At 71.4% G+C, this 13,529-nt stretch carries 11 protein-coding genes and 1 tRNA gene; 7 read left to right on the plus strand and 5 right to left on the minus strand.

Annotated elements, in window-relative coordinates:
• Positions 1–44 precede the first annotated feature (44 nt).
• From AC30CM_RS16470 to AC30CM_RS16490, 5 genes are read left to right on the plus strand one after another with little or no spacing between them, the layout of a single operon-like run.
• Positions 45–1,820, plus strand: coding sequence for a penicillin-binding transpeptidase domain-containing protein (locus AC30CM_RS16470; protein WP_490117971.1), 1,776 nt, complete (start codon positions 45–47; stop codon positions 1,818–1,820).
• 48 nt (positions 1,821–1,868) lie between these two features.
• Positions 1,869–4,235, plus strand: coding sequence for a lysylphosphatidylglycerol synthase domain-containing protein (locus tag AC30CM_RS16475; protein WP_490117972.1), 2,367 nt, complete (start codon positions 1,869–1,871; stop codon positions 4,233–4,235).
• Between the two features lie 37 nt (positions 4,236–4,272).
• Positions 4,273–4,719 (plus strand): SRPBCC family protein, encoded by a 447-nt coding sequence (locus AC30CM_RS16480; protein WP_490117973.1) that lies wholly within the window; start codon positions 4,273–4,275, stop codon positions 4,717–4,719.
• Positions 4,716–6,527: a sulfatase-like hydrolase/transferase gene (locus AC30CM_RS16485; RefSeq protein WP_490117974.1), complete on the plus strand. Its 1,812-nt coding sequence runs from the start codon at positions 4,716–4,718 to the stop codon at positions 6,525–6,527. Before AC30CM_RS16480 ends, AC30CM_RS16485 begins: the two co-directional genes overlap by 4 nt.
• Positions 6,528–6,576: 49 nt before the next feature.
• Positions 6,577–8,211 (plus strand): peptide chain release factor 3, encoded by a 1,635-nt coding sequence (locus AC30CM_RS16490; RefSeq protein ID WP_490117975.1) that lies wholly within the window; start codon positions 6,577–6,579, stop codon positions 8,209–8,211.
• A 25-nt stretch (positions 8,212–8,236) separates the two neighbouring features.
• On the opposite strand, the gene AC30CM_RS16495 is transcribed toward AC30CM_RS16490, so the two are convergent.
• A tRNA-Leu gene (locus tag AC30CM_RS16495) sits at positions 8,237–8,320 on the minus strand.
• 94 nt (positions 8,321–8,414) lie between these two features.
• Between AC30CM_RS16495 and AC30CM_RS16500 the strand changes: the two genes are divergently transcribed.
• Together AC30CM_RS16500 and AC30CM_RS16505 are read left to right on the plus strand one after the other, a co-directional pair.
• Positions 8,415–8,846 carry a hypothetical protein gene (locus tag AC30CM_RS16500; RefSeq protein ID WP_490117976.1) on the plus strand — a complete coding sequence of 144 codons (432 nt, stop codon included), beginning with the start codon at positions 8,415–8,417 and terminating at the stop codon, positions 8,844–8,846.
• Positions 8,846–9,226: a DUF3817 domain-containing protein gene (locus AC30CM_RS16505; protein ID WP_490117977.1), complete on the plus strand. Its 381-nt coding sequence runs from the start codon at positions 8,846–8,848 to the stop codon at positions 9,224–9,226. Before AC30CM_RS16500 ends, AC30CM_RS16505 begins: the two co-directional genes overlap by 1 nt.
• Here the strand turns inward: AC30CM_RS16505 and AC30CM_RS16510 are convergent.
• From AC30CM_RS16510 to AC30CM_RS16525, 4 genes are all read right to left on the minus strand, one after another.
• Positions 9,223–11,112 carry an MFS transporter gene (locus tag AC30CM_RS16510; protein WP_490117978.1) on the minus strand — a complete coding sequence of 630 codons (1,890 nt, stop codon included), beginning with the start codon at positions 11,110–11,112 and terminating at the stop codon, positions 9,223–9,225. The two genes, AC30CM_RS16505 and AC30CM_RS16510, sit on opposite strands and share 4 nt — an antisense overlap.
• A gap of 62 nt (positions 11,113–11,174) precedes the next feature.
• Positions 11,175–11,795: an RdgB/HAM1 family non-canonical purine NTP pyrophosphatase gene (rdgB, locus tag AC30CM_RS16515; RefSeq protein WP_490117979.1), complete on the minus strand. Its 621-nt coding sequence runs from the start codon at positions 11,793–11,795 to the stop codon at positions 11,175–11,177.
• Between the two features lie 5 nt (positions 11,796–11,800).
• Complete coding sequence (gene rph / locus AC30CM_RS16520; RefSeq protein ID WP_490117980.1) at positions 11,801–12,583, minus strand: ribonuclease PH; 783 nt, start codon at positions 12,581–12,583, stop codon at positions 11,801–11,803.
• A 59-nt stretch (positions 12,584–12,642) separates the two neighbouring features.
• The gene (locus tag AC30CM_RS16525; protein ID WP_490117981.1) at positions 12,643–13,416 is read right to left on the minus strand and encodes a cyclic nucleotide-degrading phosphodiesterase; all 774 of its coding nucleotides are present in this window, start codon (positions 13,414–13,416) and stop codon (positions 12,643–12,645) included.
• Positions 13,417–13,529 lie beyond the last annotated feature (113 nt).

The raw sequence follows: 13,529 nt of genomic DNA on the forward strand, positions 1-13,529 counted from the left end.
GCCACCACGCCGGCGCCGACGCCGATGGTTACCCTCGAAGAGCCATGACCCGACGATGCGCCCTGTCGCTCCTCCTGCTGCTGACCCTTGTGACCGGCTCGGTGGCCTGCTCCTCCGACGACACCGCGGAACGCGCGGTCGGCGGCTTCGCCGACGCGCTGAGCCACCGGGACGTCGCCGCGGCCGCCGCCATGACCACCGATCCCGACGCCGCCACCGCGGCACTGGTCTCGATGTTCAACGGCATGGGCAAGGACGCCACGCTGGGCGTCACCGCGTCGGACCCGGACGACGATGGCAAGACGACGCTGACCTACCGCTGGGACCTCGGCCCCGACAAGACCCTGCGCTACGACTCCCGCGTGACCACGACGCAACGCGACGGGCGGTGGTGCGTGCAATGGGCGCTCACCGACCTGCACCCCAAGCTGACGCCGGGCGCCACCTTCCAGTTCAGCGATGACAAGAACTATCTGACGCCGGTCACCGACCGCGACGGGCAACCGCTGATGACGTGGCAGACCGTCGGCGTCGTGACGCTCGCGCGCGACCACGCGGACTCGGCCGCCGCGCTGGCACCGCTCGTGGCGCGGTTCGCCCCGACCATCACCGCCGCTTCCATCGCCCAACAGTTCACGCAGACCGACGACGACGCGGTGACGGTCATCCGGCTGCGTCAGGACGACCTCGCGACCGTCGCCGACGGTCTCGCCGGGATTCCCGGCGTGACCGTGACGCAGCAGGGCGACCTGCTGACCGCCAACCGGGATCTCATCTCGCCAGCCACTGCGGGCCTGCAGGCCGAGTGGCAGAAACGCATCGACGCCGCCGCGGGATGGTCGGTCGACCTGGTCGACGGGTCCGGCAAGCCCACGGCCGAGCTGGCCTCGATCCCACCCCGCGACACCCCGCCCATCCGCACCACGCTCGACAACCGCCTGCAGGCCCTGGCGCAACGGGCGGTCACCGCCGAAGCCCGGCCGGCCGTCGTCGTCGCGATCTCGCCGAGCACCGGTGGCATCCTGGCCGCGGCACAGAACGCGGCCGCGAACGCCCAGGGCCCCATCGCGTTCTCGGGCATCTTCCCGCCGGGCTCGGTGTTCAAGACCATCACCACCGCCGCCGCGCTGAGCGCGGGCATCACCACGCCCGAGAGCCCCGTCGCCTGCCCCGGTCGCGTGACCGTGGAGAACCGCACCATCCCCAACGACGACGACTTCGACCTCGGCACCGTCCCGCTGTCGACGGCGTTCGCGCGCTCGTGCAACACCACCATGGCCGTGCTCGCCGACCGCCTGCCCGCCGACGCGCTGCCAGACATGGCCAAGACGTTCGGCATCGGCGTCGACTACGTCATCCCCGGGCTGACCACCGTCACCGGCAAGGTGCCCGACGCCGACACCGGAGCGCAGAAGGTCGAGAACGGCATCGGGCAGGGCACCGTCACCGTGAGCCCGTTCGGGCTCGCCGTCGCCGAGGCCAGCCTGGGGCACGGGGCCACCGTCACACCGACCCTCATCGTCGGCGAGAAGACCACCGCCGACACCACGTCGACGCCCATCGCCCCCGGGATCGCCGACAGCCTGCGCGCGATGATGGCCCAGACCGTCGCGGACGGTACCGCCACCGGACTGCGGGACGTCGCGGGCCTGGGCGGCAAGACCGGCACCGCCGAGTTCGGCGACAACACGCACTCCCACGGCTGGTTCGCCGGCATCGTCGGCGACATCGCGTTCGCCACGCTGGTCGTGGGCGGCGACTCGTCGGCCCCCGCCATCACGGTCACCGGCGACTTCCTGCGACCCGCGCTCGCCGGCTGACCGGCGTTTCAGCCGGAGCATCGACCGTTGGGCGGGGAAGCTAGGGCCATGCGCGTCGACGGCCGGGACGTCACCGTCACCGGTGACCTGCTGCAACCCCTGCAGCGGCGCACCAACGACATCCTCCGGCTGCTGTGCGCCTCCGCCTTCCTGGCGGTGATCGTCACCAGCTCGCTGGTCACCCGCCGCGACTGGGTGTCGCTGGAGAAGTCGATCTCCGACATCGTCGGCGTGCTCACCCCGACGCAGTCCAACCTGGTGTACCTGATCTACGGCATCGCGATCCTGGCGCTGCCGTTCGTGATCTTCATCGGGCTGGTGCTGGCGCGGCAGTACAAGCTGTTGGGCGCCTACGCCGCCGCGGGTCTGCTCGCCATCCTGGCGCTGTCCATCACCGCCAACGGGATCGCCGCGCCGCGCTGGCACTTCGACCTCGGCGAACGCCTCAACACCACGCTGTCGCAGTTCCTCGACGATCCGCGCTGGATCGCGATGCTGGCGGCCGTGCTCACCGTGTCCGGCCCCTGGGTGCGCGCCCGCTGGCGACGCTGGTGGTGGGCCCTGCTGCTGGCGTTCGTGCCCATCCACCTCGTCGTGAGCGCCGTGGTGCCGGCCCGCTCCCTGCTGGGACTGTCGGTCGGCTGGTTCGTGGGCGCCCTGGTGGTCCTCGTCGTCGGAACCCCCGCCCTCGAGGTCCCCCTCGCCGGTGCCGTCCGGGCGCTCGGTCGCCGCGGATGCACCGTCTGCGCCTTGCGCGTCGTGCGACCCGCGGGCCCGGGACCGCTGGTGCTGTCGGCCGACTGCGTCGACGGCACCGCACCCGCGGTCGTCGAGATGTACGGACCCAATCAACGCAGCGGCGGCGCCATGCGCCAACTCTGGCGGCACCTGACGTTGCGCAACGACGAGACCGCCCCGCTGCAGACGTCGATGCGCCGCGCCGTCGAGCACCGCGCGCTGATGGCCATCGCCATCGACGACCTCGGGCTGTCCAACACCACGACGCTGGCCGTCGCTGCCCTCGATCGCGGGTGGACGCTGTACGCCCACTCCGAGGCGCGCGGCACCCCGTTGACCGCCGAACACCCCGTGAGTTCTGCCTGGGATGCGCTCGCTCGACTGCACTCCCACCAGATCTCGCACGGCGACCTGCGGGCCAAGGAGATCACGGTGACCGAGGACGGCGCGCTGTTCGGCGGTTTCGGCGCCGCCGAGTACGGGGCGTCGGACACGCAGTTGCAATCCGACGTCGCGCAACTGCTCGTCACCACCACGGCACTGTCCGGCCCGACGGACGCGGTGTCGGCGGCGATCGCCGCCTTCGACGTCGACACGGTGCTCGTGGCGTCCCGCAGGCTCACCATCGCCGCCGTCCCGCCGCGGCTGCGGCGCTCGATCCCCGACGTCAAGCACGTGATGGCGAACGCGCGCGACGAGGTCAAGCGGCAGACCGGCGCCGACCGCATCACGGCCGAGACCATCACGCGGTTCACCCGCAACCAGCTCATCCAGATGGTGCTGCTGGTGGCGTTGGTCTACGTCGCCTACCCGTTCATCTCGACGGTGCCCGCGTTCTTCTCCGAGTTGGGCAGCGCCAACTGGTGGTGGGCGCTGCTGGGACTCGCCGTGTCGGCGCTCACCTACGTGGGAGCCGCGGCCGCCTTGTGGGCGTGCGCGTCGGAGAAGGTGAACTTCCGCAACCTCGTCATCATGCAGGTGGCCAACACGTTCGCCGCCACCACGACGCCCGCCGGCGTCGGCGGGCTGGCCTTGAGCACGCGCTTCCTGCAGAAGTCCGGCCTCGGCGTGCTGCGCGCGACGGCGGCCGTGGCGCTGCAGCAGTCTGTCCAGGTCATCACCCACGTGTGCCTGCTGGTGTTCTTCACCGCGGTCGCGGGCGCGTCGGCGAACCTCGAGCACTTCGTGCCGTCGGCGACGGTGCTCTACCTCATCGGCGGCGCCGCCCTCGGCGTGGTGGGCACGTTCCTGTTCATCCCCAAGGCGCGCCGCTGGCTGGGGACCGCGGTGCGCCCCCGCCTCGGCGAGGTGGCCCACGACCTCGCCGAGCTGGCACGCGAACCCAAGCGGCTTGCCCTCATCGTGTTGGGTTGCGGTGCAACGACTCTCGGCGCCGCCCTGGCACTGTGGGCCAGCGTGGAGGCATTCGGCGGTGACACCTCGTTCGTCACCGTCACCGTGGTGACGATGATCGGCGGCACCCTGGCCTCGGCGGCACCCACACCCGGCGGTGTCGGCGCCGTCGAGGCCGCGCTCATCGGTGGCCTCGCGGCGTTCGGGGTGCCGGCCGCCATCGCCGTGCCCGCCGTGCTGCTGTACCGCGTGCTGACCTGCTGGCTGCCCGTCTTCGTCGGCTGGCCCGTGATGAAGTGGCTGACCAAGCACGACATGATCTGACCCCGCAACCCACCGCGAGTGGTGTTGGATGACGTCCGTGAGGTACGTCAGCCGGCGGCGCATCGTCACCGCTCCCGTGGAGCGGATCTGGGGCGTGCTCGCCGACTACGGAGCATTGCACCAGTGGGCCGACGACGTGACCCACTGCGAGATCATCCGCCACGGCGCCGACGGGATGATCGGCACCGTGCGCCGCGTGCAGCTGGGCGGCGAGGCGGTGCTCGAGACCATCACCGAGGCCACGCAGCCGAAGGCGCTCGCGTACGACGTGACCGGGCTGCCGCGCGCCATGGGCCACGTGGCCAACCGCTGGACGCTGACCACGGTGGACGCCCACCGCACCGACGTGACGCTGACCACCGCCGTGGACGCCGGCCGCGGGCTCGTCGGCGAGGCCGGCCAACGCGTCGTCGCGCACGTGCTCGCCCGACGATCCGTCGGCCTGCTGGCCGGCCTGGCCCGACGAATGGAGTGCCCGACATGACCTCAGCACCGAGGCCGGACGTCGTGATCATCATGACCGACGAGGAACGGGCCGTGCCGCCCTACGAATCCGCCGCCGTCCTGGCGTGGCGCCGGGCCGCGCTACCCGGTAGGCGGTGGTTCGACGAGCACGGCGTGCGGTTCGCCAGGCACTACACCGGATCGCTGGCCTGCGTGCCGAGCCGCCCGACGATCTTCACCGGGCACTACCCCGACCTGCACGGCGTCACTCAAACCGACGGCATCGGAAAGCGTTTCGACGACTCCCGGCTGCGGTGGCTGCGCCGCGGCGAGGTGCCGACGCTGGGCAACTGGTTCCGTGCCGCGGGCTACGACACGCACTACGACGGCAAGTGGCACGTGTCGCACGCCGATCTCACCGATCCGGCGACCGGTGCCCCCCTGGCCACCAACGACGCCGACGGGCGCGTGGACCCCGACGCCGTGCGACGCTACCTCGAGGCCGATCCGCTGGGCGACTACGGTTTCTCCGGCTGGGTGGGGCCCGAACCCCACGGGGCGGGCCTGGCCGACAGCGGGTTCCGCCGCGACCGCCTGGTGGCCGATCGCGTCACCGCGTGGCTGCGGGACCGCTACGCCGCCCGAGCGGCGGGTGACGAGGCGGCGCTGCGCCCGTTCCTGTTGGTGGCGAGCTTCGTCAACCCCCACGACATCGTGCTGTTCCCGGCGTGGGTGCGACGCAACCCGCTCCCGCCGTCGGCGGTGGAACCGCCGGCCGTACCGCCCGCGCCGACCGCCGACGAGGACCTGACCGGCAAGCCGGCGGCGCAGATCGCCTTCCGCGAGGCCTATTACTCGGGTTACGGACCCGGTCCGCTGATCGCGCGCACCTACCGGCGCAACGCCCAGCGCTACCGAGACCTGTACTACCGACTGCACGCCGAGGTGGACGACCCCATCGACCGCGTCCGCCGCGCCGTCACCGAGGGCGGCTCGGCCGAGGCGGTGCTGGTGCGCACGTCCGACCACGGCGACCTGCTGGGCGCCCACGGTGGACTGCACCAAAAGTGGTTCAACCTCTACGACGAGGCCACGCGAGTGCCGTTCGTCATCGCCCGGACGGGCGCGGCGGCCACCCAGGCCCGCCTGGTGACGGCGCCGACGTCGCACGTCGACCTGGTGCCGACGCTGCTGGGCGCTGCGGGCATCGACGTCGACGCCGTCGCCGACACGCTGGCCGAGACGTTCACCGAGGTCCACCCTCTGCCGGGGCGCAACCTGATGCCGGTGGTCGACGGCGGCGCCGCCGACGAGCACCGCGCGGTGTACCTGATGACCCGCGACAACGTCCTGGAAGGCGACTCCGGCGCGTCGGCAGGCGCCCGCCAGCTGGGGGTGGACGCCAATCCTCCTGCGCCGCTGCGCATCCGGGTGCCCGCCTACGTGGCGTCGAACTTCGAGGGACTGGTGCTGCGCGTCGAGGAGACCGACGCTCGCGGCGGCGCGGGCCACCTGTGGAAGCTGGTGCGGACGTTCGACGACCCCGCGACGTGGACCGAGCCCGGCATCCGCCACCTCGAGGCCACCGGGATGGCGGGCGAGGCCTACCGCACCGACCCGCTCGACGACCAGTGGGAGCTCTACGATCTCACCGACGACGCCGTCGAGGCGCACAACCGCTGGCCCGATCCGGACCTGCACGAGCTGCGGGCACACCTGCGGGCCCAGCTCAAGCAGGCCCGCACGCACGCGGTCCCGGAGCGCCACCGACCATGGCCCTACGCCGATCGGACCCCGCCCGAGGGTGGCGGGCTGGCGCGCACGGTGTTGCAGCGGCTACGCCGCTGATGCCCGCGATTACGGGTTCGGCCGTCCTGCGAAATATCATCGCCAGGACATGACCGAAACCGCTTCGCCCACCGCCGCGGGGACCGGGCCGTCGGCCGACCGCATCGCCGCGGAGTCCCGCCGACGCCGGACCTTCGCCGTGATCAGCCATCCCGACGCCGGCAAGTCCACGCTGACCGAGGCGCTGGTGCTGCACGCCCGCATCATCACCGAGGCAGGCGCCATCCACGGCAAGGCGGGCCGCCGCTCCACGGTCTCGGACTGGATGGACATGGAGAAGGCCAGGGGCATCTCCATCACGTCGACCGCACTGCAGTTCCCGTATGCCACCGACGGGCAGGACTGCGTGATCAACCTGCTGGACACCCCCGGCCACGCCGACTTCTCCGAGGACACCTACCGGGTGCTGACGGCCGTCGACTGCGCCGTCATGCTCATCGACGCCGCGAAAGGCCTCGAGCCACAGACCCTCAAGCTCTTCCAGGTGTGCCGGCACCGGCGCATCCCAATCATCACGGTGATCAACAAGTGGGACCGTCCCGGCCGCGATCCGCTATCGCTGATCGACGAGATCAACGAGCGCATCGGGCTGCGGCCGACGCCGCTGACGTGGCCCGTGGGCATCGCCGGCGACTTCAAGGGCGTGCTGGACCGCCGCACCGGCAACTACATCCGCTTCACGCGCACCGCGGGTGGCGCGAAGGCGGCCCCCGAGGAGCACTTCGAGCCCGCAGCGGCGCTGGCGTCGGCCGGGGTGGACTGGGAACGGGCCGTGGAGGAATCCGAGCTGCTGGAGGCCGACGGCGCCGACTACGACCGCGAATCGTTCCTGGCCTGCGAGTCCTCGCCGCTGCTGTTCACCTCCGCGGCGCTGAACTTCGGCGTGAACCAGCTGCTCGACGTGCTGGTCGAGCTGGCTCCGCCGCCCGAGGGACAACTCGACGTCGATGGCCACCGCCGACCGCCAGAGGCGCCGTTCTCGGCGTTCGTGTTCAAGGTGCAGGCAGGCATGGACTCGGCACACCGCGACCGCATCGCCTACGCGCGGGTGTGCTCGGGCACCTTCGAGCGTGGTGAGGTGCTGACGCACGCCGCGACCGGCAAGCCGTTCGTCACGAAGTACGCGCAGTCGGTGTTCGGCCGCGAACGCACCACCTTGGACACGGCGTGGCCCGGCGACGTGATCGGGCTGGCCAACGCGAACGTGCTGCGCCCCGGTGACACGCTGTACCGCGACGTGCCGGTTCGGTACCCGCCCATCCCGAGCTTCTCCCCCGAGCACTTCGCGGTGGCGCGTGGCAAGGATCCCAGCAAGCACAAGCAGTTCCGCCGCGGCATCGAGCAACTGGAGCAGGAGGGCGTGATCCAGGTGCTGCGCTCGGACAAGCGCGGTGACCAGGCTCCCGTGCTGGCCGCCGTCGGCCCCATGCAGTTCGAGGTGGCGTCGCATCGGATGGCCTCCGAGCTGTCGGCGCCCATCGAACTGGAGTCGCTGCCCTACCAGGTGGCCCGCGTCGTGGACCCCGAGGACGCGGACTTCGTGAATCGCCAGCACAGCATCGAGGTGCTGACCCGCACCGACGGCGTCCTGCTCGCGCTGTTCTCCACACCGTGGCGCTGCGAGAGCTTCCAGCGCGACAACCCGGAGATCAGGCTGGGATCGCTGGTCGCCGCAGCCGACTGAGGGCGCGCCGACCGAGGGTGATGAGTGCGGGCGGTGGGACTCGAACCCACACGTTCTCACGAACACGGGCACCTAAAGCCCGCATGTCTGCCAGTTTCATCACGCCCGCGACGCCGTCGATGGTAGCCGCCGAGCGCGCGCCGGCGCGCACCGACCGGCGGACGTGATGCGGGTCCCGACGAGCCGCGCGGTACCGTTGACCGGTGTCCACTACACGGCGTAGGAGGCCGGCGCTCATCGCGCTGACGGCCGTCGCCGCCGTGGGCTGCCTGGCGCTGGCGTGGTGGCAGTGGTCGCGCTACGAGTCGAATTCCGGCACGTTCCTCAACCTTGGTTACGCCCTGCAGTGGCCGATGTTCGCGGCCTTCTGCGTCTACGCCTACTACAAGTTCGTGCGTTACGAGGAGGCTCCGCCCCCGGCTCCCGGGAGCAACCGTCCCACCGAGATCCCGGCGGGGCTGCTGCCCGAGCGCCCGCGACCGGCGTCCGTCGACGGCGACGGCGACGACCCGACGCTCGCCGAGTACAACGCCTACCTCGCCGAGCTGGCCGCGGCCGACCGGGCGACCTCCCCCGACTCCGGCAGGCCCGACCCGGGCACCCCATCCCCAGAAACCGACGACAGGACCGCTTGATGACCTCTCCCGATCCCGAGGCCCCCGCCGAGCGCCCCGAGGCCGGCGATCCGGCCCCGGTGGCACCGCAGTCCGAGGCCGTCCGCAAGGCGCTGACGGGGTACCGCGTGTTCGCCTGGGCGACCGGTCTGTGGCTCATCGCGCTGTGCTACGAGATGGTGCTCAAGTACGGCTTCGACGACGACTCGTTGAGCTGGATCGCGATCGTCCACGGCTGGGTGTACTTCGTCTACCTGCTGTTCGCGGCCAACCTGGCGGTGAAGGTGCGCTGGCCCATCGTGAAGACCGTCGGCGTGCTGCTGGCGGGCACCATCCCGCTCGCCGGCATCATCGTCGAGCACTTCGAGACGAAGAAGATCAAGAGCGCCTTCGGCATCTAACCCGTCGTCGAGCGTTCGCGCTCCGCCTCGGCCCTACTCAAGGCCAGACGATCGGCGTAGTCCGCGAGCGCCTCCACGTCGGCGGCGGCCCAGCCCACGGTCGCCCGGCGGGCGGGGCCGCGGCCGCGGCTGAGGTGCTCGCATCCGCGGGGCGTCACGTAGAACACCGGTGCCCGACCGTGCTCGATCTCACCGGTGCCGGAGACCAGACCGTGCCGCAGCAGGTCGCCGACGTGTCGGCCGGCGGCAGGCAGGTCGACCTCGGCGGCGTCGGCGAGGTCGGCCAACGTCGACGATCCCGCGACGTCGAGGTGTTCCAAGACCGCATGGGAGTCTGCGGACAGCACCACCCGACCCTCGTCCGCGGCGCCGGAGTGCCTGCCCAACAGCGACAGCGACCATTCCAGGCGCGGCACCGGCGCATCCCACGGCTGCACCGGTACGGGCTCGGGCCGCCGCTCGACCGGGATCACCCACGCCAGCACGGCCGCCAGCGCCGCGACGACCGCGGTCGCCAGCAACGCCGTGCGGAACCCCGCCATGGAGGGCACCGTCGTGCCGGCGTGCGACACCGTCATGCCCGCCAGGATCGCGCCGACGACCGCACTCGAGACGGCGGTCCCCAATGAACGGGCCAGCGCATTGATGCCGTTGGCGGCGGCCGTCTCCGACACCGGCACCGCGGCGTTGACGAGCGCCGGCATGGACGCGTAGGCGAAGCCGACGCCCACCGAGACGACGACGTTGAGAACCATCACCTGCCACGGGGCCCCCAGCAGGCCGAGGCCCCCCAGGTAGGCGCCGGAGATGATCAGCGCGCCGACGACGAGCGTGAACCGCGGCCCCCGCCGGGCCGCGACGCGCGCGGCCAACGGCGACGTCACCATCATGGCCAGGCCGCCGGGAGCCATCCACAACCCCGTGTGCAACAGGGACTGGCCGAGCCCGTACCCGGTGTCGGGCGACATCTCGAGGATCTGAGGCGCGACCAGCGAGCAGCCGAACATGCCGAAGGCGACGGCGACCGATGCCAGGTTGGTCAACAGCACCGGGCGACGCAGCGTCGTGCGCAGGTCGACGGTCGGCGACGACACGCGCAGCTCCCACCACGCGAAGACGACGAACGCCACCGCCGACGTGCCGAAGAGCGACACCGTCGTCGCGCTGGTCCAGCCCCAGCCCTGCCCCTTGGAGATCGGCAGCAGCAGGGTCACCAGGCCGGCGGCCAGGAGCAGCGCACCCAGCGGGTCGAGTCGGTCGGAGGTGCGAGGTGGCACGTGCGGGACCACGACGACGAACAGTGCCAGCACGGCGATGCCGAGCGCGGTGGCGAACCAGAACAGGACGTGCCAGTCGGCGTGCTGGGCGATGACGGCCGACAGCGGTAACCCGAGCGCCCCGCCAACACCCAACGAAGCGCTCATCAGCCCCATCGCGGGTCCGACGCGCTCGGGCGGCACGCACGCACGCAGCACGCTGATGCCGAGCGGGATGATCGGGATGCCGAATCCCTGCAGGGCGCGGCCGACGACCAGGGGCAGCAGGGAACTGGTCAGCGCCGCGATGAGCGAGCCGGTGATGAGCATCGCGGCGGAGGCGACGAGCATGGGCTTGGCGCCGTAGACGTCACCCAGCCTGCCGAACACGGATGTGGCCACCGCTGCGGTGAGCAGCGTCGCCGTGATGGCCCAGGAGGAGTCGGAGGCGTTGGCGTGCAACAACTTCGGCAGTTCCGGGACGAGCGGGATGATCAGCGTCTGCATCAGCGAGACGCTGATGCCCGCCGCGCAGAGCACCGCGATCAACAGCGCGGAGCGGGCCGCACGGGACGGCCCCAGCGCACTCTCCGACGCCGACCACGCCTGTTCGGTCGAGTGACGTCCCACGTCGCGCACACTACATGGTTAGTCGACCTACACGAAATGTCGTGAGGCGACGACGCCGGCCGTCAGCGCAGTTCGGCCAACGCGGGCACCAGACGCGCCAACGCCCGGCCGCGGTGGGACGCCGCGTCCTTCTCGTCCGCCGTGAGTTCGGCGGCCGATCGCTGCGAGCCCTCCGGGACGAACACCGGGTCGTACCCGAAACCGCCGGACCCGCGGGGCTCGAACGCGACGCTGCCGGGCCACTCGCCCCGCGCCACCATGCAGTCCTGCTCCCCCGGCCCGTACACCAGCGCACACACCGACACGAACGCCGCACCCCTGCGCGCGGCGGGCACGTCCTGCAGCTGGGCGAGCAGCAGCGCCGTGTTCGCGCGATCCTTCTCCGCGGTGGTGCCGACGGTTCCCGACCACCGGGCCGACAGCACTCCCGGCATGCCGTTGAGCGCATCGACGGCGATGCCGGAGTCGTCGGCCACGGCCGGGATGCCGGTGGCCCGGAACGCGTCGCGCGCCTTCGCCAGGGCGTTCTCCTCGAACGTCGCGCCGGTCTCGGGCGCCTCGTCGAAGGCGGGCACGTCCTCGAGCGACACCAGGTCCAACCCGGTGACACCGGCCGCGTCCAGCACACGGCGCAACTCGGCGAGCTTCTTGGCGTTGCGGGACGCCACCAGTACCCGGGGCACCGGCGTCAGCTCCCGAACGCCTTCTTGGCGGGACCCGACGGTTCGGGCAGCACACCCGGGTACGGCAGTTCCAACGCGGCGTTCTGGATGGCGAACAGCTGCTCGCAGGCTCCCATCGCGGCGTCGAGCATCTTGTCCAACGTGCTGCGCGGGAACGTGGCCCCTTCGCCCGTGCCCTGGATCTCCACCAGCGTGCCGGTGTCCGTGGCGACGACGTTCATGTCGACCTCGGCACGCGAATCCTCCACGTAGGGCAAGTCCACGCGCACCCGGCCGTCGACCACGCCCACCGAGACCGCGGCGATGGCGCACGACAGCGGGCGCGGATCGGACAGCTTGCCCGCCGCACCCAGATAGGTGACGGCATCGGCCAACGCCACGTAGGCACCGGTGATGGCCGCCGTGCGCGTGCCGCCGTCGGCTTGCAGCACGTCGCAGTCGATGGCGATGGTGTTCTCACCGAGCGCGCCCAGGTCGATGCAGGCCCGCAGGGAGCGGCCGACGAGCCGGCTGATCTCCTGGGTGCGGCCGCCCACGCGACCCTTCACGGATTCGCGATCGGAGCGGTCGTGCGTGGCCGCGGGCAACATGGCGTACTCCGCCGTGAGCCAGCCCTGCCCGGAACCCTTGCGCCAGCGGGGCACGCCCTCGGTCACGCTGGCCGTGCACATCACGCGCGTCTGGCCGAACGCCACCAGCACCGACCCCGCGGGATGCGACGTGAATCCACGGGTGATGGTCACGGGGCGCAGTTCGTCGTCGAGTCGACCGTCTTCTCGTCTGGACACGCGCCAACCCTAACCGGCGCCACCGACTCGACGGCGCGTGCCGTCGCGGAAACTCGCCCTCAGGACCGCGTGACGTCGAACGTCTCGTCGCACACCACGGCGTGCACCGGGCCGTCGAACTCGGCCTTGGCCTCGCCGATGACGTCCTCGCGCGACGTCCACGGCGGGATGTGGGTCAACAGCAACTCGCGCACGCCCGCCTTGGCCGCCGCACGGCCCGCCTCGGTGCCGGACAGGTGCAGATCGGGCGGGCGTTCCGACGAATGCGTCCAGGACGCCTCGCACAGGAACACGTCGGCGCCGCGGGCCAGTTCGATGAGTGCGTCGCAATAGCCGGTGTCGCCGCTGTAGACGAACGTGGCGCCGGAGGGGTCCGTGAACCGCATGCCGAACGACTCGGTCGGATGGCACAGCAACCTCGGTAGCACGTCGAGCGAACCGATCCGAACCGTCTCGCCGTCCACCCATTCGCGGACGTCGAAGATGTCGGTGAAGTCGTCGATCTCCCGCGCTTCCGGCGACGACGCCGCACCCAGGCGGGCCCAGGTGGCGGCAGGCCCGTACATCAGCGCGCGGCCGGTCGGCGGGTTCGGGTGGTAGCGCCGCCACACGAACAGGCCGGGCAGGTCCAGGCAGTGGTCGGCGTGCAGGTGCGACAACAGCACACCCACCGCGGCCGGATCGGCATGACGCTGCAGCGCACCCAGCACTCCCCCGCCGAAGTCGAGGACGAGGGGTGGGGTGTCGGGGGCGGTGATGAGATACCCGGAGGCAGGCGAATCGGGCCCCGTCACACTCCCGGAGCACCCCAGAACGGTGATTCGCACGCTCACTAGCTTGCCATGCCCCAGCACCGTGTGACGAAAACATCACCGCTTTTGGCGACGCGTCTCATCATCGGTCGCAGGCGTGACCGCCAGCCCCCGTCGCGACGCCACGAGGCAGC

It is taken from the genome of Mycobacterium sp. DHQP2018-32-09 (assembly GCF_058148405.1).

What these genes read in the sequence shown, in the direction of transcription:
- AC30CM_RS16470 (WP_490117971.1), top strand. Translation starts at nt 45, where the DNA reads ATGACCCGACGATGCGCCCTGTCGCTCCTCCTGCTGCTGACCCTTGTG.
- AC30CM_RS16490 (WP_490117975.1), top strand. Translation starts at nt 6,577, where the DNA reads ATGACCGAAACCGCTTCGCCCACCGCCGCGGGGACCGGGCCGTCGGCC.
- AC30CM_RS16505 (WP_490117977.1), top strand. Translation starts at nt 8,846, where the DNA reads ATGACCTCTCCCGATCCCGAGGCCCCCGCCGAGCGCCCCGAGGCCGGC.
- AC30CM_RS16475 (WP_490117972.1), top strand. Translation starts at nt 1,869, where the DNA reads ATGCGCGTCGACGGCCGGGACGTCACCGTCACCGGTGACCTGCTGCAA.
- AC30CM_RS16485 (WP_490117974.1), top strand. Translation starts at nt 4,716, where the DNA reads ATGACCTCAGCACCGAGGCCGGACGTCGTGATCATCATGACCGACGAG.